Here is a 17,659-nt window from a genome sequence, read left to right as displayed (position 1 = left end):
CGCACTGGTCGGCGGCGTCCCGGGCGGTCAGCGCAGGTCGAAGGCGGCGGGGTGGTGTCCGGCCCAGATCCGGCGGGCGGTCTGCTCGGGGTAGCGGACGGTGCGGGGGCGGGCGTCCAGGACGCGGGTGAGCTGTTCGTCGGGGTGGAAGGCGGGCCAGCCGGGATCGCCGGTGGTGGCGAAGGAGACCCAGGCCCGGTGGAGCTCGTGGGAGACCGCGACGGCCTCCGGCGAGGGGGTGTCGCCGAGGAGCTGCCGCCCGATCGGGCTGTCCAGCGTTCCGAAGGCCAGGGGGACGTCGAGGCTGTGGCAGGCGCCCAGGACCCCGCCGAGCGCGGGCAGGGCCAGCTCGAACAGGTAGGAGGTGCCGCCGGCGGCGGTGTTGGCCTCGGCGAGCTGGAGCGAGGGCATTCGGAACAGGGCGTCGGAGCGGACGGACTCCAGCAGTTCGTCCGGGGTGGCCCGCGGGTACGCGGCGCGGTAGGCGTCGGGGCCGTGCGGCTGCGGGGCGAAGAGGTCGAGCGCGGTGCGGGCGTCCTGTTCGGTGAAGGTGCCGAGGAGGCCGGCCATGACGGTGAACAGCCGGAACTCGTCGCGGGTGTGGCCGACGAGCAGGTCGATCCCGGCGGCCCGGCCGGCGGCCAGGGCGGGCCAGGGTGCTTCGGGCAGGACGTCGCCGTCGACGACCGGGCAGACCGCGAGGCCGGACTGGGCGAAGGCCCCCCAGCGCTCGCCGTGTCCGGGCAGATCGGCGCTGAGGGCGGTGAGCTCCCCGGCGAGGCGCCAGGGGTCGACCGCGGACAGGGCGGCGGCGGTGGGCGCGGTGCCGAGCCGGCCGGCCAGTGCGGCGGTGACGTCGGCGGCCAGGGCGGGGGTGCAGTGGCTGCCCGGCACCGAGTGGGTGACGGCGCGTCGGAACAGGCCGCGCACCGGCTTCATGGTGAGCAGTGCGGCGATCGAGCCGGCCCCGGCGGACTGGCCGGCGACGGTGACCTGGTCGGGGTCGCCGCCGAACGCGGCGATGTTGCGCCGGACCCACCGCAGTGCGGCGGCCTGGTCGAGCAGGCCGCGGTTGGCCGGGGCGCCGTCGAGCCGGCCGAAACCCTCGACGCCCACCCGGTAGTTGAGGCTGACCACGACGAGTCCGGCGGCGGCCAGGGCCGCGGCGTCGTACATGGGGTCGTCCGAGGCCGCCGCGACGTAGCCGCCGCCGGGGATCCAGACCAGGACGGGCAGTCCGGCCGCGCCCGGGTCGGGGGTGTGGACGTTGAGCGTCAGCCAGTCGGTGTCCCCGGCCGGGCTCGCGGCTGTCGGCCCGGACTGCGGCGGGGTCGGGCCGAACCGTGCCGCCTCGCGGACGCCGTCCCAGGGTTCGGCCGGGGCGGGGGCGGCGAAGCGCAGCGCTCCCACCGGGGGCCGGGCGTACGGGACGCCCCGGAAGACGGCGTGCCGGCCGAGGAGGCGGCCGCGCAGCAGGCCCTCGGCGGTGCGCACGGTCGGGTGGGTGGGCAGGTCGAGCTCCGGCACGGGTCTCTCCTCGGTCCGGCTGCTCCGACCGCCTCCAGGGTAATCGACGGCCCTCGACCGGCACCCGGACGGGCCGTTCGCCCGTTTCCGACCGACCGACCGGTCGGCGATCCTGTTTCCGGGCGCGGTGGTTGACGAGGTGTCAGGCATGGGCGAAAGGGCAGGATCCACTGTACGAACGGGCCGCTCCGCTTGCCCGTTCGGGCGGATGACCGGTCCTGGCGGGCCCTATGGCGTCCGCCGGGCTTCCGGGCGGGTGTCACTCACGTCACTCTCTGTCCCATCAAGGCCGGGTTGGTGTTAGAAACGACTACTGAACCCGCCAGTAATGTCGCACTCCATTGACAGGTGCATGGTGTGAACGAGAAGTGAGGGAGAGGTGCGGTTTCAGCGCTTGATATCGCTCAACTGCCCACTGACGTTCAGCAGTTCGTGGCACTGGGTGGCCTGCTTCCCCGAGGCGGGCGTACCCGGCTGCTGGCAGACAACGCTCGCCGTCACCGTCTGGTCCTCGGGGACCTCGATGGGAGTCACCCAGTGATAGTCCTGGTTACGGAAGGTCTCCAAGGCGATGGTCGTGATCGTCTGCTCGCCGAACTTGATGGTCAACAGCCCTTGGTCGCCCTGGAAGTTGGCGGCGACGATGTCGGTGATGCGGAAGACCTTGCCGTGGTCCACCCGGTAGGCGCCCACCGCGGAGCCGCCGGTGTTGGTGGTCACGTCTACCGTCGTGGAGAACTGCTGCTCCGTCCCCGGGACCGAGCGGCCGGAGCCCCCGCCCGAACCACCGCCGGAGCCGCCGCCCGCAGCGCCGCCCTGCTGCCCCTGACCGCTCGGAGTCGCTCCGGGGGCCGGGGCCGGCGGAGCCGCGACGGGGGCCGGGGTGAACGAGGCGACCTTCTGCTCGACGGCCTTGTCGGCGGCCTGCTTCGCGGAACTGCGCACCGCCGGCCGGACCAGCGTGAGCCAGGCCAGCAGCAGCGCGATCAGCGCCGCGATGAGCGCGAGCAGCCACTTGGGCAGCAGCGCGTGCTGGACGAACTCGCCCTCCAGGACGTGCGGCCGCTCGGCCGGCTGCGGGCCGTCCGTCTTGGCGGCCTCGCCCTCCTGGCCGACGGTGACCTCGAAGGGCCAGGTGGCCGGCTTGCCGAACCAGATCAACTTGCGCGCGCGCACCCGAAGCCGGGTCTCGGCGGACTCGCCCGGTGCGAGTCGCAGCCGCTCCGGGGCGAACCCGAAGCGCAGCTCCTCGCCGGGCTGCGCCGGGGCGAACGTCACGACGGCCGCGGTGTTCCCGAGGTTGCGCACCGACGTCCGGTAGCGGGCGCGGAGCCAGCCCCGGCGGCGCCGGGGAGCGAGCGCGGCGCGCAGCTCCCGGAACGGCGTCACGGTGACGGTCGTCTCCGGCACGGTCACCAGTTCGGGGCGCTCGGCGGGCAACACCCGGATGCCGAGCGGGAACTCACCCGCCCGCACCTCGTGCGAGCGGGCCGGGGCGAGCCGTATCGTCACCGTCTCGGACGTCCCCGGGAAGAGCGAGAGACGGGCCGGCTCGACCGTCGTCCACGGAGCGCAGGCCCCGACCACCTCCAGCGAGTACGCCTCAACGATATCGGTGTCGTTGCGTACCGTCAGGGTCGTCGTGGCCACGTCTCCGGGCGACACCGTCAGCGCGGGAAGGCCGAGTTCGGCGGATGCGGTCATGCCGTGACGGTAGGACCGGAGGACACCCCCAGGAGAGAGCCCCGCGGGCAAGCCGCGGGCACACCCCTTGCCCGCGGGAACAACCGGGCCCTGCCCGGGGCCGATGCCCCGCCCCCAGCCAACGCTCCCCACCCCGTCCCCCCGGCAACACCCGCGGCCGGCTCCATGACATGGCGCCCGGCCGTCCTCACCATGCGTCCGGTGACGCAGACGAAGCAGAACGGAACAGTTGGATGACGATGATCGAAACCACCACCCATGAGGCCGTCGGGGCGACCAGGTCCGTGCAGGCCCGACCGCGTGGATCGGCCGAGCCCGCCACGGTGCGCGTGAACGTGAAGCCGGGCCGGGTCCAGGTGGCGGTGTACGCGGAGGACATCATCCTGCACACGGGCGTCGTCCAGCAGCTGAGGCACCGGCCGGAGGTGGAACTGCTCGCCGAGGGCGACGTCGCGCGCGCACAGGTCTCCCTGATGGTGGTCGACGGGCTGAACGACGCCGTGACCGACCGGCTGCGCCGGCTCCGCCTCAACACGCAGAGCCGGACCGGGCTGGTCGTGGGCCACTTCGAGGCCGGCGGCCTGCAGACCATCATCGAGTGCGGCGTCGGCGCCGTGCTGCGCCGCTCGGACGCCGACCAGGACCGGCTCGTCCACCTGATCACCGCCCTGGCCAACGGCGAGGGCGTCATGCCGGGGGACCTCCTCGGCAAGCTGCTCGACCGGGTCGGCAGCCTCCAGCGCACCATGCTCGACCCGCGCGGGCTGACCCTGTCGACCCTGACCGCGCGCGAGGCGGAGATGCTCCGGCTGGTCGCCGACGGCCTCGACACCAGTGAGATAGCGGCCGAGACCTCGTACTCCGAACGCACGGTCAAGAACGTGCTGCACGAGATCACCACCCGGCTGGGACTGCGCAACCGCGCCCACGCCGTCGGGTACGCGATGCGCCACGGCCTCATCTGAGGACGCCGCCGGAGCGTCGGCGCCGGATTGCCCTCAGGGGCACCGGTCGCTACCCCCGGCTCGGGTGCCCGGGGCCTGTCGCCCCGGCGCCCGGGCCGGGGAGACTGCCGGACGTACCCTTCTCGGTCTGTGAGGTTGAGCGTGATCGGCGCCACCGGCACTCCCCGCCCCCTGCGGCGCTCGGCGCGAGCCGCCGTCGCGACGTTGCTGTCCCTGGCCGTGGCCGTGGTGACGCTGGGCACCGCGAACTCCGACGGCGACGGACGAGGCACCGCCCCGGTGGCCGCCGGGGCCACGGCGGAGAGCGGACGGATCGTCTACGCCGGCACCGGCCACCGCAGCCTGGCGCGGCTGACCGGGCCGACGTCGAGCGCGTCGCTGTTCGGGCCCGGCCCCGTCCACTTCGACACCGAACCCTCCGCGCGCGGCGACCAGTTGGTGTTCACCAGCCTGCGGGACGGCCCGCTGCCCCAGGTCTACCTGCGCGAGGCGTCGGGCGCGGTGCGCAGGCTCACCACCGACATGGACACCGCGGAGCCGACGCTCGCCCCGGACGGCAGGACCGTCGTGTTCGACGCGGTGGAGCCCGGCGGGCGCAACGGGCAGACCCAGCGGGACCTCTGGGTGGTCAACACCGACGGCACCGGCCTGCGCAGGCTGACCGACACCGCGGACTCCGAGGCGCACCCGACGGTCTCGCCCGACGGCAAGTGGGTCGCGTACACCTGCGACGTGGACCCGGCGCACACCCAGGTCTACGTCATGCCGCTGGCCGGCGGCGCGGCGCGGCGGATCACCGCGGTGACCGCCGGCAACGCCGTCGAACCGGCGTGGAACCCGGTGGACGCGCCCGACCTGCGCGACCAGATCGTCTACACCTGGGACCAGGCCGGCCAGACCGGGCCGCAGCTGCGGGTGATCTCGCCCGAGGGCACCAACGACCGGGCGTTCTTCCCCGGCGTCGGCGGCGACTGGCGGACCAGGTCCGCCGGTTGGCTGCCCGACGGCAGCGGCGTGCTCTTCCTCAGCCCCAACCGGCAGAACGCCGACCCGACGCCGTACGAGAACGTGTACCGCGCCCTGACCTGCTTCTGCGGCGGGGCCGAACTGGTGGCGAGCGAGGACCGTGCCGTCCGCACACCGGTCTGGCTCGGCCCCCAGAAGGGCGGCGGGCCCGTCGTGGACCGCAACAGCGCCGACACCCCCAACGTGGCCGACCTGTCGGACATCCGCCCCGACGGAGCGGACCCGCGCGACCTGGGCGTCAGCGTGCTCCGGGAGGACCCGGCCGCCGACACCGACACCGACCCCGCGGCCGACCCCCTGTTCAACCCCCGCCCCGGCTACGACCCGTGGTTCGAACGGCAGACCTACACGCCGGACGGCCGGCGGATCGTGCTGACCCGCTTCGAGGACTCGCCCGCCGGCCGGATCGAACGGATCTGGCAGACCGGCGCCGACGGCTCCGACCCGAAGCCGATGAACCTCGCCGGGCGCGGACCGAAGGACTGGGACACCGACCCGGAACTCTCGCCCGACGGCCGCCTGATGGCCTTCACCAGGACCTCGCCCGGCGGCGTCGGGGCGGCCTCCGGCCCCGGGCGGGTGCTGATCGCGGACGTGTCGACCGGCGCGATCGTCGGCACCGTCGAACCGACCGACGGCCAGCCGGCCGCGTCCATGGCCCAGCCCTCGTGGTCCCCGGACGGCAAGCTGATCGCCTACACCAGGACCGAGGTCGTCAACGGCAACGGCGGCAACAAGCACGTGTGGACCGTGCCCGCCAACGCCCTCGACCGGCCCACCGACCTCAGCCGAAGGGCCTGCCCGGGTGCCTGCGACGTCATCGACGACAGCCCCGCGTTCTCGCCCGACGGCCGGCGCGTCGCCTTCAACCGCAAGACCGGCGACGGCGGGCTCAACCAGCAGAACGGAGTCCTCGTCAGCTCGGCCACCGGCGACGGCTGCACGGTGGTCCTGCCCGCCGGACTGAGTCAGGACCGGAACGCCTGCCGCCGCCCGCTGCCGGACACCTCCGCCACCGGCCCGTTCCAGCCCCGCGACGTCGCCTGGACGGCGGACGGCGGGCAGCTGGTGCTGACGTCCCGCCGGGCCCTGCCGGCGAACTCGCCGGAGGCGCTGCAGAGCTACGACTTCGCGACCGGCCGGCTCACCTCCATCAACTCCAGGCTGCCGGGGCGGCAGAAGGAACCGAGCGTCCAGCAGTCCGTCGACCTGTCGCTGAGCGCGCCGGCCGCCACCATCCCGATGCAGATCGGGGGCTCCACCACCGTGGCCATCACCGTCACCAACCACGGCCCGGCGCCCTCACCCGGCACCGCGTTCACCGCGTCGGTGCCGACGGGCGCCCGGCTCACCGGGCTCAAGGCCACGGCCGGCACCTGCGCCGCCGACGCCCTCCGGTGCGAACTCGGCACCCTGGCCCCGGGCGCGGTCGTCCAGGTGACCGCCACCGTCGTCGGGACCGTGGCCGGCGACCAGCGGTTCGGCTGGTGGGTGACCGGGGCGGTGGTCGACCCGAAGCCCGAGGACAACATCGCGCAGACGGTCGTACCCGTCCAGGCCGCGTCGCCGTCCCCGAGCCCGTCTCCGACCCCGACCCCGACTGCCTCGCCGATCCCGACCCAGACCCCGACCCCGACACCGCCCGTCTCCTCACCCCCGGCCCCGCCGCCACCGCCGCCCGCCCCGGCCCCCGCACCGCAGCCGGCGCCGCCCGCGCCGAAGGCCGGACCGGCCGTGACGGTCGGCGCCCAGCCGAACCCCGGATACGTCGGCGGCCGGGTCACCGTCACCTACACCGTGCGCAACGGCGGCCAGGCCCTCGCCACCGGACTGCGGGTCTCGCTCGGCCTGCCCGCCGGCGTCCCCACCGGGCCGATGCCACCCGGCTGCACCGGCGGCGTCTGCGACGTGGCCGACCTGCCCCCGGGCGGCAGCGCCGTCGTGCAGGTGGTGCTCGCCCCCGAGGCGACCCTGGACACCACCATCACCTCCGTCCTGACCACCACCGGCACGGACGCCGACCCGGGCGACCACGTCGCGCGGACTCCGCTGCGCATCCTGCAGCCCCGCATCGTCGCGGTGCCGCCGATCGGCAAGCCCGGCTTCGTGACCTCCGTCCGCGGCGTGGACTTCCCGCCCGGCACACCGGTGACCCTCACCTGGACGCCCGGCATCACCGCCGCCGCGGCGCCCACCGTCCCCAAGACCGACGGCACCTTCGCGGGCCAGCTGCTCATCCTCGCCAAGGACGAGACCGGCCCCCGGACCATCACCGCGAGCGGCCCCGGCTTCTCCCCGGTGACCACCCCCTTCCTCGTGGTGACCGGCAGCGTCGGCCCGCCGGGGGAGGTGCAGCGGCGGTGATCCACGAAGTCGACGAGGCGCTGCGGCTCCTGCTCGTCGAGAGCGGCCTCCAGGAACGCGGGATCGAGCTGGTCTTCGAATCGCCGACCCGGGACTGGGCCGCCCGGCGCAACGCCCCCACCGTCAGCGTCTTCCTCTACGGCATCCGCGAGGACGTGTCCCGCCGCCAGGCCGGCGCCGCCGAGCAGCACGACGCCGACGGCGTGGTCGTGGCCTGGCGCAGCGCGCCCCGCTGGTTCGAACTGGCCTACCTGGTGACGGCGTGGACCAACCGGGCCCAGGACGAGCACCGGCTGCTGTCGGAGGTGCTCCGCTGCCTGACGGCCGCCGACGCGCTGCCCGCCCGGCTGCTCACCGGCACGCTCGCCGAACTCGGGCTCACCGTCGGGCTGGAGACCGCCGGGCGCGGCGAGGGCATGCCGTCGGTGTCCGACGTGTGGTCGGCCCTCGGCGGCGAGCTGAAACCCTCGATCGACCTCAGGGTGCTCGCCCCGCTGTCCGGCCGACGGGCCCAGGCGGGGCCCCCGGTCACCGACGGGCTCGTGCTGCGCGCCGTCGACAAGGGCGGCGAGAGCGGCGAGAGCCACGAGAGCGACGCCGACGCCCCGGAGGCCACGGGTGACCCGGGCCGCCGGCTGCGTTACGAGGGCGGCACGGACCCCGGCGCGGACGGCTTCGCCGCGCCCCGGGAACGCCAGCTGCCGCCGGGCCGCAGACGGCGCGGCGGTGCGCCGCGATGACCCTCGACCTGGAAGCGGCGGCCACCAGCGGGCCCGCCGCCGACCTGGACGACCTGTGGGTGCGGCTGAGCCGCCTCGAACAGCGGATCCGGGCCGCCGTCCGCGAGCGCAGGGCCGACGACCCGGACCCGGACGACCCGTACCGGGGCCAGTACCTCACCCCGGAGGCGGCGGAACGGATCCTCGCGGCGCCCGCCGCGACGGGCCGGGCCGGCGCCGACCTCGGGGAACCGCCGCCGCCACCGCCCGGATCGAGGACCGAACGGCTCGTCGACGGCTTCGGACTGCTCCCGCTGGACCTCGAACTCCTGCTGGTGGCACTCGCCCCCGACCTCGACACCCGCTTCGAACGGCTCTACGGGTACCTCAACGACGACCTGACCCTGCGCCGGCCGACCATCGGGCTCGCGCTCGAACTGTGCGGGCTGTCCGGGGCGGGCGCCGGCCGGTTCCGCTTCTCCGCCCAGGCCCCGCTGGTCGCCGGCGGCCTGCTGGAGGTCACCGAACCGGAACGCCCGCTGCTCTCCCGGGGCCTGCGCCTGCCCGACCGGGTGACGGCCCATCTGTTCGGCTCGGACGAACCCGACGGCGCGCTGCGCGGGCTGGTCCGCGTCGGCCGGTCCGGCGCCGGCACCCCGCCGCAGGCCGCGCGCCGACTGCGCGCCACCGTGGCCAACGGCGGCGGACTGGTGCACCTGCTGGACCGGGGCGGCAACGCCGGGCGGCTCGCGGTCGACGCCCTCGCGGGCCTCGGCCGCCGGGCCCTGGTCGTCGACGTCACCGCGCTCGCCGCCCGCCCCCCGGAGGCCGTGGTCCGGGCGCTCGCCCGGGAGGCGCGGCTGAGTGGCAGCGGTGTGGTGCTGGGCCCGCTGGAGCGGCTCGAACCCGAACGCCCCGAGCGGGCCGGGCTGTTGCGCGAGCTGTGCGCGGAACTCGCCGAGGTGCCGCTGCTCGTGCACGGGTCGCGCCCGTGGGATCCGACCTGGGCGCAGGAGAGCCCGGTGGTGCTCGTGGCCCCTCCGCTGGACCCGGCGCAGCGTGCAGAACGCTGGGCGCACGCGCTGGGCGGGGCTTCGCACGAGCCTTCGGGTGAGCCTTCGGGCGAACCCGGGGAAGGCCCTGCGGAAGGGCCGTACGAGGGCGTGCTGAGACCCGAGTTGGCCGAGGCCGTCGCCCCGTACCAGTTGGACGAGGACCAGGTGGCCAGGGCCGCCGGGGTCGCGACCAGGACGGCCGCCGCCGAACACCGCCCGGTGACCGCCGACGACCTGCGGGCCGCCGTACGGGCGCAGAACGGGGCGGGGCTCGCCCGCCTCGCCCGCCGGATCGAGCCCGCCGTCGGGTGGGACGACCTGGTGCTGCCCGAGCCCACCGCGCGCCAACTGCACGAGCTCGCGCTGCGTGCCAGGCACCGCGACCAGGTGCTCGGCCAGTGGCGGATGCGGCCGGGCGGAGGGCGCGGGCGCGGGGTGATCGCGCTGTTCGCGGGGGAGTCCGGCACCGGGAAGACCATGTCGGCCGAGGTGGTCGCCGCCGAACTCGGCATGGAGCTGTACGTCGTGGACCTGTCCACCGTCGTGGACAAGTACATCGGCGAGACGGAGAAGAACCTGGAGCGGATCTTCACCGAGGCCTCGCACGTGAACGCCGTCCTGCTGTTCGACGAGGCCGACGCGATCTTCGGCAAGCGGTCGCAGGTCAAGGACGCCCACGACCGCCACGCCAACGTGGAGTCGGCGTACCTGTTGCAGCGGATGGAGTCCTTCGACGGGATCGCCGTGCTGACGACCAACCTGCGCGCCAACCTCGACGAGGCGTTCACCCGGCGGCTGGACGTCATCGCGGAGTTCCCGGTGCCGGACGAGGAACAGCGGCACGCCCTGTGGGAGCGCTGCCTGGGCCCGCGGATCCCCCGCGGCGACGACCTCGACCTGGCGTTCTGCGCACGGCACTTCGAACTCGCCGGTGGCTCCATCCGGGCCTGCGCGGTGACCGCGGCCTACCTGGCCGCCGAGACGGGCCGCCCGCTGGGCATGGCGGAGCTGGTGTTCGCGGTCGAGCGGGAGTACCGCAAGCTGGGCCGGCTCGTCCTGGAGAGCGAGTTCGGGCCGTGGTCGCGTGCCTCCGGGGGCGCCGGGCGGGCCTGAGCGCGCGGCCGGGCGACCACCGGCCGACGGTCGGCCGGTGACCGGCTGACGACCGGCTGACGACCGGTGAGGCCCTGCCGGGGTGCCCGCCGGGGCAGCGGCTCTGCCCCTGGTCCGGGACCTGCGGACATGTCGCGGGTGGCGGCCCGGCAGCAGACTCGGTGGCGAATGATCGGCCACCCCGAAGGAGCGAGCATGCCGTCGTACCTCACCCCGGGCGTGTACGTGGAGGAGGTCCAGTCCGGTGCCCGGCCGATCGAGGGTGTCGGCACGGCCGTCGCCGCCCTCGTCGGCTTCGCCCAGACCGGCCCCTTCCACGAGCCCACCCTGGTGACCAACTGGGACCAGTACGTCCAGCAGTTCGGCGGCTTCTCCGAAGGCACCTACCTGCCCCACGCCGTCTACGGCTTCTTCGCCAACGGCGGCGGCGCCGTCTACGTCGTGCGGATCGGCGAGCCCGGCGGCGAGACGGACGGCGGCTGGCCGCCGGTCGCCCGATCGGCGCCCGCGCCCACCGCCCACGCCGGCTTCCTGTTCACGGCCCTGCCCGCTGGGGGCGCCGACCTGACCGTCGAGATCGCCGACGTCGAGGGCGACAACGTCCCCGACGACCGGTTCCGGCTGGTGCTCCGCAAGGGCGCCGAGGTCGCCGAGACGTACGACGTCTCGACCCGCAAGAACACCAAGGGCTACGTCGTCACCCAGCTGCGCGAGTCCAAGCTCGTCGCGGTCAGCGAGCAGCCGGGCACCGCGCCGAGCCGCCCGGAGCGCCAGACGCTCGCCCTCGCCGCAGCCCCCGCGCCCGGGCCGGTCGCCCCCGCCGCCACGACCCGGATCAGCCCCGCCGAGTACGTCGGCGACGCCTCGGCCCGCACCGGGTTCTCCGGCCTGGAGGCGATCGACGAGATCACCATGGTCGCGGTGCCCGACCTGATGAGCGCCTACCAGCGCGGGGACATCGACGCCGAGGGCGTGCGGACCGTCCAGCTCGCGGTGATGTCGCACTGCGAGCAGATGGGCGACCGGATCGCCGTCCTGGACGCCCCGCCCGGGCTGAGCGCCCAGCAGGTGCGCAACTGGCGCAACAACGAGGCGGGCTTCGACTCCCGCTACGCGGCCCTGTACTACCCGTGGATCAAGGTGTTCGACCCGGCGACCGGCCGCAACACGATGGTCCCGCCGAGCGGGCACGCCGCCGGGGTGTGGGCGCGCAGCGACGCCGAGCGCGGCGTGCACAAGGCGCCGGCCAACGAGGTCATCCGCGGCGCGGTGGACCTGGAGATCCGCCTCAGCAAGGGCGAGCAGGACCTGCTGAACCCGATCGGCGTCAACTGCGTGCGGGCCTTCCCCGGGCGCGGCATCCGAATCTGGGGCGCCCGGACCCTCTCCTCGGACCCGGCGTGGCGCTACCTCAACGTGCGGCGGCTCTTCAACTACCTGGAGGAGTCCATCCTCCTGGGGACCCAGTGGGTGGTGTTCGAGCCCAACGACGACCGGTTGTGGTCCAGCATCCGCCGCAACATCACGGCGTTCCTGACCGAGGAGTGGCGGCGCGGAGCGCTGTTCGGCGCCACGGCCGCGGAGGCCTTCTACGTCAAGTGCGACCGTGAGAACAACCCGCAGGAGTCCATCGACCTCGGGCAGGTGGTGTGCGAGATCGGGGTCGCTCCGGTGAAGCCCGCCGAGTTCGTGGTGTTCCGGCTGTCCCAGTTCTCCGACAGCACGAGCCTCGTCAACGAGTGACCAGCAGGCCAGCACAGACCGGAAGGTGACAGGAAGTCATGGCTGAAGGCGATCCGCTCTCCACACACATATTCGGCGTCCAACTCGGCGGCTACAACGTCGAGTCCGTCAAGGAGATCAGCAACCTGACCGTCGACCAGGACGTCGTCGAGTACAAGCAGGTGACCCAGCAGGGCAAGCTGATCGTCCGCAAACAGCCCGGCGCGCGGCTGCCGGGCGAGGTGACGATCACCCGCGGGCTCGACAAGAGCGGGGCGTTCACCAAGTGGATCAACGAGACCCTCAACAACGGCGCGATCAACACCGCGCGGCAGAACCTCACCATCGAGGTCAAGGACACCACCGGTGCCACCCTCCGGCGGATCCAGCTGATGAACGCCTGGGCCAGCCGGTGGGAGGGCCCCACCCTCACCGCCGGTGAGTCCAGCGCCGCGACCGAGACGGTGACCATCGTGTTCGAGGAGATCACCGTCGAATGAGACGACGGATCAGCCTCGACGAACTCCTGGAGCAGGCTCCGGCAGCCGCCCCCGCTCCCGCCGCGGCCCCGCAGGCCGCCGCGCCGCAGCGGGGGCGGGGCCCGCAGGGGCACGGACTGCACACGGAGTTCGAGTTCGAACTCCCGCGCGGGTACCTGGACGACGAGGGCGTCCTGCACCGGCACGGCGCCATGCGCCTGGCCACCGCGCGGGACGAACTCATGCCCCAGATCGACCTGCGGGTCAAGGAGAACCCGGCGTACCTGAGCGTGGTGCTGCTCAGCCACGTGATCACCCGGCTCGGCACCGTCACCGACGTGCACGCCGGCGTCGTCGAGCAGATGTACGCCACCGACGTCGCGTTCCTCCAGGACTTCTACCAGCGGATCAACAGTGAGGGCCACACCCGCGCCGCGGTGACCTGCCCGCACTGCGACGGCTCCTTCGAAGTCGACCTCGCTGGTGGGCGCCTGGGGGAATGGTGACGTACGCGACCACCCGGCTGTACGAGGAGGTCGCGTACATCGCCTACCACTTCCACTGGCAGCGGGAGGACATCCTCGACCTGTCCCACCAGGAACGCCGCGCGTGGGTGCGGGAGATCGCGCGGATCAACACCCGCGTCAACGAAGGCGGGTGAGCGCGGGATGGGGATTCGGGACCGGCTCGGGCGCCGGAAGGCCGGCGGTCCGGGCGAGGCGGGCGCTTCGGGTGCCCCGGGCACCTCGGGTGCTGCCGGCGGCACGGGTGACGCGGCTCCCGCGCCCCGGGCCGACGCGCCCGCCCCGGACGGTGGTTGGCGCGCGGTCGCGCCTCTGACCCCGACCCTCGCGGGAGCGGCGGGCGGGGTCAGCGACGGCCTGCGGTTCCGGTCCCGGCTCGCCTCCTGGCAGAACCCCTCGCTGACCGGTGCACTCGGGCACGCGGTCCTGCCGTCCGCCCCGGCGGGCATCCTGCGGGCGGTGGCACGGCCCCTCGGCCCGGCGGTCTCCGCCGGGGCGGACGGGCCCGTGCTGCCGTACGCCGCACCGGCGGTGGCGCCGTCGGAGGCTGCGGATCCGGTACCGGCCTCGGCTTCGGATTCGGCTTTGGATTCGGTGGGGCGCGGGCCGGGCGCGACGGGCGGGCTCGGTCAGGTGCGGCAGGTGCAGAGGTCCGGCGCCGTGGTGCGACGGCTGCCCGTACGGGCGGTGGCTGCCGAGGGCGGCGACGCGCAGGCTGCCTCCGCGCCCGCTGCCCCCGCGCCCGCTGCCCCCGCGCCCGCTCACGGTTCCGAGGTGCCGTCTGCCGGGCAGGCCAGGACTGCCAGGCCGGTCCCGTCGCGTCGCGTCGGGAAGCCGCTGACCACCGCACCCCGCCCCCGGTCGCTGCCGACGCGCGCGGTGGCCGTGATCCCGCCCCGGCCGGTGCAGCGTGCCGCGAGCGCGACGACGGTGGAGCGTGCCGCTGCCGTCGCGTCGGTGGAGCCTGTTGAGGGCGCGGCCCCGGTGGAACGGCCCGCGAGCGCGCCGACGGTGGAGCATTCCGCCGCCGTCGCTCCGCCCGTCGTGGAGCCGGGTGCCACCGCGCGGCCGTCCGAGACCTCCGAACCGGCGCCGGTGCGGCCGACCGATGCCCCGACCCCGCGCACCGGCAACGCCGTGCAGCGCGCCGCGAGGGGAGGCGCCGCGCCGGGCCGACCCGTGCTCGGTGCCCCGCTGACCTCGCTGCCCGCCAGCGCCTCGCCACGGCTCAACGCCGACGGCGCGTCAGGCATCGTCCCTGGTCAAGGCCCCGAGGCCGGGCACGGACCGATGCCGATCGTCTCCCCGCCCGCGCAGCAGGAAGCTCCGGCGGGGAGCGGGCCGGACGGTGCGGAGCCGTCGGCACCGGGCAGCCCGGCGCGCTCGGCTCGCCCTGCCCGTCCCGAGCCCGGACGGCGCGGGGACGCCCCTGTGCAGCGCGCCGTCCAGACCGGCGGCGGTCCGACCGCCGTACAGCGCGCCACACAGCCGCGCACCGAGCAGGCGCGCCCCGAATCGTCCAACGCCCGCACGCACGGCGGCCTGGGTGCGCCGCTGACCGCGCTGCCGCCGACGGCGGGCGCGGCACCCGGAGCACGGGCCGCCGGTACGGCCGACGGCCGGCGCGGCCCCGTCCGGCGGACCACGGCCCCGGGCCACGGAGCCCCCGCGACTCCCGACACCCCACGGACTCCCGCCACCCCCGTCACTTCCGCACGACCACAGCCGACCGGCCGAAGCGCGGCGGCCCCGAGCCCGGAAAGCGCTCCTCGCGCCACGGGCACGGCCCCCGCCGAGCCGGGCGCCACGGCAGTCCAGCGTGCGGCTGCGCCCGGCGCGCGAAGCGCTGACACGAGCGGGCAGGGCGGCTCCACCGAGCCCGGCCCCGCCGTCGGGCCGCAGTCGCCCCCCGGGACGGCACCGCAGGACGCGGGCCGCCGGGCCCGGCGCAGCGGTGGTACCGGTGGTACGGGTGGTACCGGTGGCGCCCGGGACGTGCGGCCCACCGCTTCGCCGGGCGAGCCCGGCCCGCTGGTCGTGGCCCGCTCGCCGATCGGCGGCACCGCCGCACGTCCGGTGGCTGGCCCGGGCCACCGCACGCTGGGCCTGCTCGGCGAGCGCCGCATGGCGTCCACACTCGCCGCACCGGCGACGGCGCCCGCACCGGTGTCCGGCCGAGCGCCGGCGCCGGCGCCCGCCCCACCCGTCGTCAGGGCCGCCTGGCCACCGGAGCCGCCGGCGCGCACCCAGGTGCCGCAGGCCCCGGAACCGGTGGCACCCGCGAGCTGGCGGCACCGGGCCGCCGCCGTCCTGCGCCTGCCCCGACGGGCACAGGCGAGCCGACCCGACGCTGCGCGCCCGGCGTCCCCAGCGGCACCGGCGTCCCCAGCGGCACCGGCGTCCCCGGCGGACCCGGAAGGCACCGGCCCGGCGGCGCGGGGTGCGCGGGGTGCCGTGGTGGCGCGTGCGGGTGCGCGGGGACCGGCGTCCGGCGGCTCCGCCGACCCTGCCGGCTCGGGCGCGGTAGGGCGTTCTGCTGCCGTGAGGCGTCCGAGCGTGCAGCGTTCGGCGGCCGGCGGCGCCGGCCCGGTGAAGGCGGATGCGCGCTCATCGGCGTCGGCAGGCTCGGCGGCGCGGGGGCCGCGGCCGTCGGAGCGCGGTGGGGCCCCCTCGGGGCGTGCGGGTGTGCGGGGTCCGGCGACTGATGGCACCGGTCCGGTGGCCGTCGGCCCCGGTACCGGCCCGATGGAGGCGGATACGCGCCGGTCGGAGCACGGCGGTCCTCCTGCGGGGCGGGCCGGTGTGCAGCGTTCGACGACGGCCGGGGGACCTCGCCCGGAGGCGTCGGACGGGCAGCCCGTAGCGCCGGACACCGCCCCGGCCGGGCGGGCGCGACGCGGGGAGACTCCCGTGCCGCCGCCGGCTGTGGAGCGTGGCGGCCGTGGTCCGGCGGTGCAGCGGTCGGTCTCCGGCGGTCCGAGCCCCGTCGAGCCGGGTGTCCGGTCGGCGGAGCCGCGAGGTGCTGCGGTGCCTGTCGTGGTTCCCGCCGGGCGGGTGCGGCGCGGGGAGCGTCCAGCACCCCCGGTCGTCGTGGCCGATGCCGGCCCGGCGGCCGTGGGCGCCTCTCGTGTCGGGCGCGCTGCGAGCGTGCAGCGCTCGGTGTCCGCCGGCCCTGTTGTCGCGGGCCTTGCCGCTGCTGCCGCTGGCCCTGCCCTCGCCCCCGGCCCGGTCGAGGCGGCCGTGCGACCGGCGTTCTCCGACGACGCGTCGGCGCCTGCCGCGGTCCCCGCCGTCCCCGCCGGTCGCGGGGGGCGTCCTGCGTCCGCGCCCGCTGCCTCCTCCGGCGGCCGTGTTCCCAGCGTGCCGTTGGTACGACTCACCCCGCCGAGCGCCCCGGCGTCCCCGGCGGCTCCGGCGATGGTCCAGCGGCTGCCGGTCGCCGGGCCCGCCGGCCCCGCCGTGCCCGCGTCCGCGACGCCGCCGCTGCCGAGCGGTGGCGCCTGGGCGCCGGGCGTCGCGGGGGGCGGCTTCGGCGGACCGGGGGCAGGCGGGGAGTCGCCGTTGCGCACCGGGTCGTGGTCGTGGACCGCGCCGTCCCGAGCCGGCACGGGCCCGTCTTCAGGGCCGTCCGGGCCGGCGCGGCCTTCGACGGAGACGGCCCGGGTGCTGCAACGGGTGGCGGAGCAGGCGGGGTTGTCCGGGGTGCCGTTGACCGCCGTACCGGCCCGCACCCCGGTGACCGTCCAGACCGCCTCGTCCCCGCCGCCGACCGCGGCCCCGCCCCCGCAGCCGGGCGGCGGATCGTCGACCGGGTCCCCGTCGGGGGCCGACCTCGACGAACTGGCCCGGCGCCTGATCGAGCCCGTCGGACGGCTGCTGCGCGTGGAGCTGCGCAGGGGGAGGGAGCGCGCCGGGCGGCCGTACGACGGCCGTCGCTGAGCGCTCGGGGCGCGGCGGGCAGACGGGCAGTGGCAGGTGGCAGGTGGGCAGGGCGACGGAGGCAGGAATGACCGACAACATCTTCGCGACGAGCGTGTTCTTCAAGCTCACGATCGGCGGCAACGACCTGGGCGAGTTCACGACGTGCTCGGGGCTGGGTGCCGAGGTCGAGATCCACCAGTACGCCGAGGGCGGCAACAACGGCTTCTCCTGGCAGTTGCCGGGCCGGATCACCTGGTCGAACATCACGCTCACCCGCGCGGTCACCGCGGACACCGTCAAGATCGCCCGCTGGCTGGACGAGACCGTGCGGCGGGTCCAGCCCAAGAACGGTGAAATCGTGGCCCTGCGGCCCGACTTGAGTCCCATCGTCAGCTGGCAGGTGCTCGGCATCGTGCCCGTCCGCTGGCAGGGCCCGTCGTTCGACCCGGCGAACTCGCAGGCGGCGACGGAGTCCCTGGAGATCGCCCACGCCGGGCTGCGCCCGTCATCGTGACGGCGCGTCGCACCCGGCGCAGGCCA

At 75.5% G+C, this 17,659-nt stretch carries 13 protein-coding genes; 10 read left to right on the top strand and 3 right to left on the bottom strand.

Features of this window, described 5'->3' with window-relative positions; all coding sequences use genetic code 11:
* Positions 1 to 27 precede the first annotated feature (27 nt).
* On the bottom strand, positions 28 to 1,527 hold the full coding sequence (locus AB0O82_RS21450; protein ID WP_363585565.1) for a carboxylesterase family protein: 1,500 nt from the start codon (positions 1,525 to 1,527) through the stop codon (positions 28 to 30).
* Positions 1,528 to 1,914: 387 nt separating this feature from the next.
* Positions 1,915 to 3,231, bottom strand: coding sequence for a hydrolytic protein (locus AB0O82_RS21445; RefSeq protein ID WP_363585564.1), 1,317 nt, complete (start codon positions 3,229 to 3,231; stop codon positions 1,915 to 1,917).
* 233 nt (positions 3,232 to 3,464) lie between these two features.
* Between AB0O82_RS21445 and AB0O82_RS21440 the strand changes: the two genes are divergently transcribed.
* The 8 genes from AB0O82_RS21440 to AB0O82_RS21405 all read left to right on the top strand — a co-directional run bounded on the left by AB0O82_RS21440 (position 3,465) and on the right by AB0O82_RS21405 (position 13,335).
* Complete coding sequence (locus tag AB0O82_RS21440; protein WP_363585563.1) at positions 3,465 to 4,196, top strand: LuxR C-terminal-related transcriptional regulator; 732 nt, start codon at positions 3,465 to 3,467, stop codon at positions 4,194 to 4,196.
* A 129-nt stretch (positions 4,197 to 4,325) separates the two neighbouring features.
* Positions 4,326 to 7,586 (top strand): hypothetical protein, encoded by a 3,261-nt coding sequence (locus AB0O82_RS21435; RefSeq protein ID WP_363585562.1) that lies wholly within the window; start codon positions 4,326 to 4,328, stop codon positions 7,584 to 7,586.
* Positions 7,583 to 8,326 carry a DUF4255 domain-containing protein gene (locus AB0O82_RS21430; RefSeq protein ID WP_363585561.1) on the top strand — a complete coding sequence of 248 codons (744 nt, stop codon included), beginning with the start codon at positions 7,583 to 7,585 and terminating at the stop codon, positions 8,324 to 8,326. Before AB0O82_RS21435 ends, AB0O82_RS21430 begins: the two co-directional genes overlap by 4 nt.
* On the top strand, positions 8,323 to 10,473 hold the full coding sequence (locus AB0O82_RS21425) for an AAA family ATPase (RefSeq protein WP_363585560.1): 2,151 nt from the start codon (positions 8,323 to 8,325) through the stop codon (positions 10,471 to 10,473). The genes AB0O82_RS21430 and AB0O82_RS21425 overlap by 4 nt, the downstream gene beginning before the upstream one ends.
* Positions 10,474 to 10,668: 195 nt before the next feature.
* The gene (locus AB0O82_RS21420; protein ID WP_363585559.1) at positions 10,669 to 12,216 is read left to right on the top strand and encodes a phage tail sheath family protein; all 1,548 of its coding nucleotides are present in this window, start codon (positions 10,669 to 10,671) and stop codon (positions 12,214 to 12,216) included.
* Positions 12,217 to 12,254: 38 nt separating this feature from the next.
* Positions 12,255 to 12,695, top strand: coding sequence for a phage tail protein (locus AB0O82_RS21415; RefSeq protein WP_063346012.1), 441 nt, complete (start codon positions 12,255 to 12,257; stop codon positions 12,693 to 12,695).
* Positions 12,692 to 13,180, top strand: coding sequence for a hypothetical protein (locus AB0O82_RS21410; protein ID WP_363585558.1), 489 nt, complete (start codon positions 12,692 to 12,694; stop codon positions 13,178 to 13,180). Before AB0O82_RS21415 ends, AB0O82_RS21410 begins: the two co-directional genes overlap by 4 nt.
* Positions 13,177 to 13,335 (top strand): DUF6760 family protein, encoded by a 159-nt coding sequence (locus tag AB0O82_RS21405; RefSeq protein WP_347878560.1) that lies wholly within the window; start codon positions 13,177 to 13,179, stop codon positions 13,333 to 13,335. Before AB0O82_RS21410 ends, AB0O82_RS21405 begins: the two co-directional genes overlap by 4 nt.
* 624 nt (positions 13,336 to 13,959) lie before the next feature.
* On the opposite strand, the gene AB0O82_RS21400 is transcribed toward AB0O82_RS21405, so the two are convergent.
* Positions 13,960 to 14,451: a hypothetical protein gene (locus AB0O82_RS21400; RefSeq protein WP_363585557.1), complete on the bottom strand. Its 492-nt coding sequence runs from the start codon at positions 14,449 to 14,451 to the stop codon at positions 13,960 to 13,962.
* 2,410 nt (positions 14,452 to 16,861) lie between these two features.
* Here AB0O82_RS21400 and AB0O82_RS21395 point away from each other — a divergent pair.
* Together AB0O82_RS21395 and AB0O82_RS21390 are read left to right on the top strand one after the other, a co-directional pair.
* Positions 16,862 to 17,137 carry a hypothetical protein gene (locus tag AB0O82_RS21395; protein ID WP_363585556.1) on the top strand — a complete coding sequence of 92 codons (276 nt, stop codon included), beginning with the start codon at positions 16,862 to 16,864 and terminating at the stop codon, positions 17,135 to 17,137.
* 67 nt (positions 17,138 to 17,204) lie between these two features.
* On the top strand, positions 17,205 to 17,633 hold the full coding sequence (locus tag AB0O82_RS21390; protein ID WP_363373130.1) for a phage tail protein: 429 nt from the start codon (positions 17,205 to 17,207) through the stop codon (positions 17,631 to 17,633).
* The last annotated feature ends 26 nt before the right edge of the window (positions 17,634 to 17,659 follow it).

Source organism: Kitasatospora sp. NPDC088264 (assembly GCF_040685715.1).
In the GTDB taxonomy this organism is placed as follows: domain Bacteria; phylum Actinomycetota; class Actinomycetes; order Streptomycetales; family Streptomycetaceae; genus Kitasatospora.
The sequence above is the reverse complement of the archived record's forward strand: the minus strand, read 5'-3'. Positions and strand labels throughout refer to the sequence as shown.

What these genes read in the sequence shown, in the direction of transcription:
- AB0O82_RS21445 (WP_363585564.1), bottom strand. Translation starts at nt 3,231, where the DNA reads ATGACCGCATCCGCCGAACTCGGCCTTCCCGCGCTGACGGTGTCGCCC.
- AB0O82_RS21440 (WP_363585563.1), top strand. Translation starts at nt 3,465, where the DNA reads ATGACGATGATCGAAACCACCACCCATGAGGCCGTCGGGGCGACCAGG.
- AB0O82_RS21425 (WP_363585560.1), top strand. Translation starts at nt 8,323, where the DNA reads ATGACCCTCGACCTGGAAGCGGCGGCCACCAGCGGGCCCGCCGCCGAC.
- AB0O82_RS21420 (WP_363585559.1), top strand. Translation starts at nt 10,669, where the DNA reads ATGCCGTCGTACCTCACCCCGGGCGTGTACGTGGAGGAGGTCCAGTCC.
- AB0O82_RS21415 (WP_063346012.1), top strand. Translation starts at nt 12,255, where the DNA reads ATGGCTGAAGGCGATCCGCTCTCCACACACATATTCGGCGTCCAACTC.
- AB0O82_RS21410 (WP_363585558.1), top strand. Translation starts at nt 12,692, where the DNA reads ATGAGACGACGGATCAGCCTCGACGAACTCCTGGAGCAGGCTCCGGCA.
- AB0O82_RS21400 (WP_363585557.1), bottom strand. Translation starts at nt 14,451, where the DNA reads ATGCCTGACGCGCCGTCGGCGTTGAGCCGTGGCGAGGCGCTGGCGGGC.
- AB0O82_RS21390 (WP_363373130.1), top strand. Translation starts at nt 17,205, where the DNA reads ATGACCGACAACATCTTCGCGACGAGCGTGTTCTTCAAGCTCACGATC.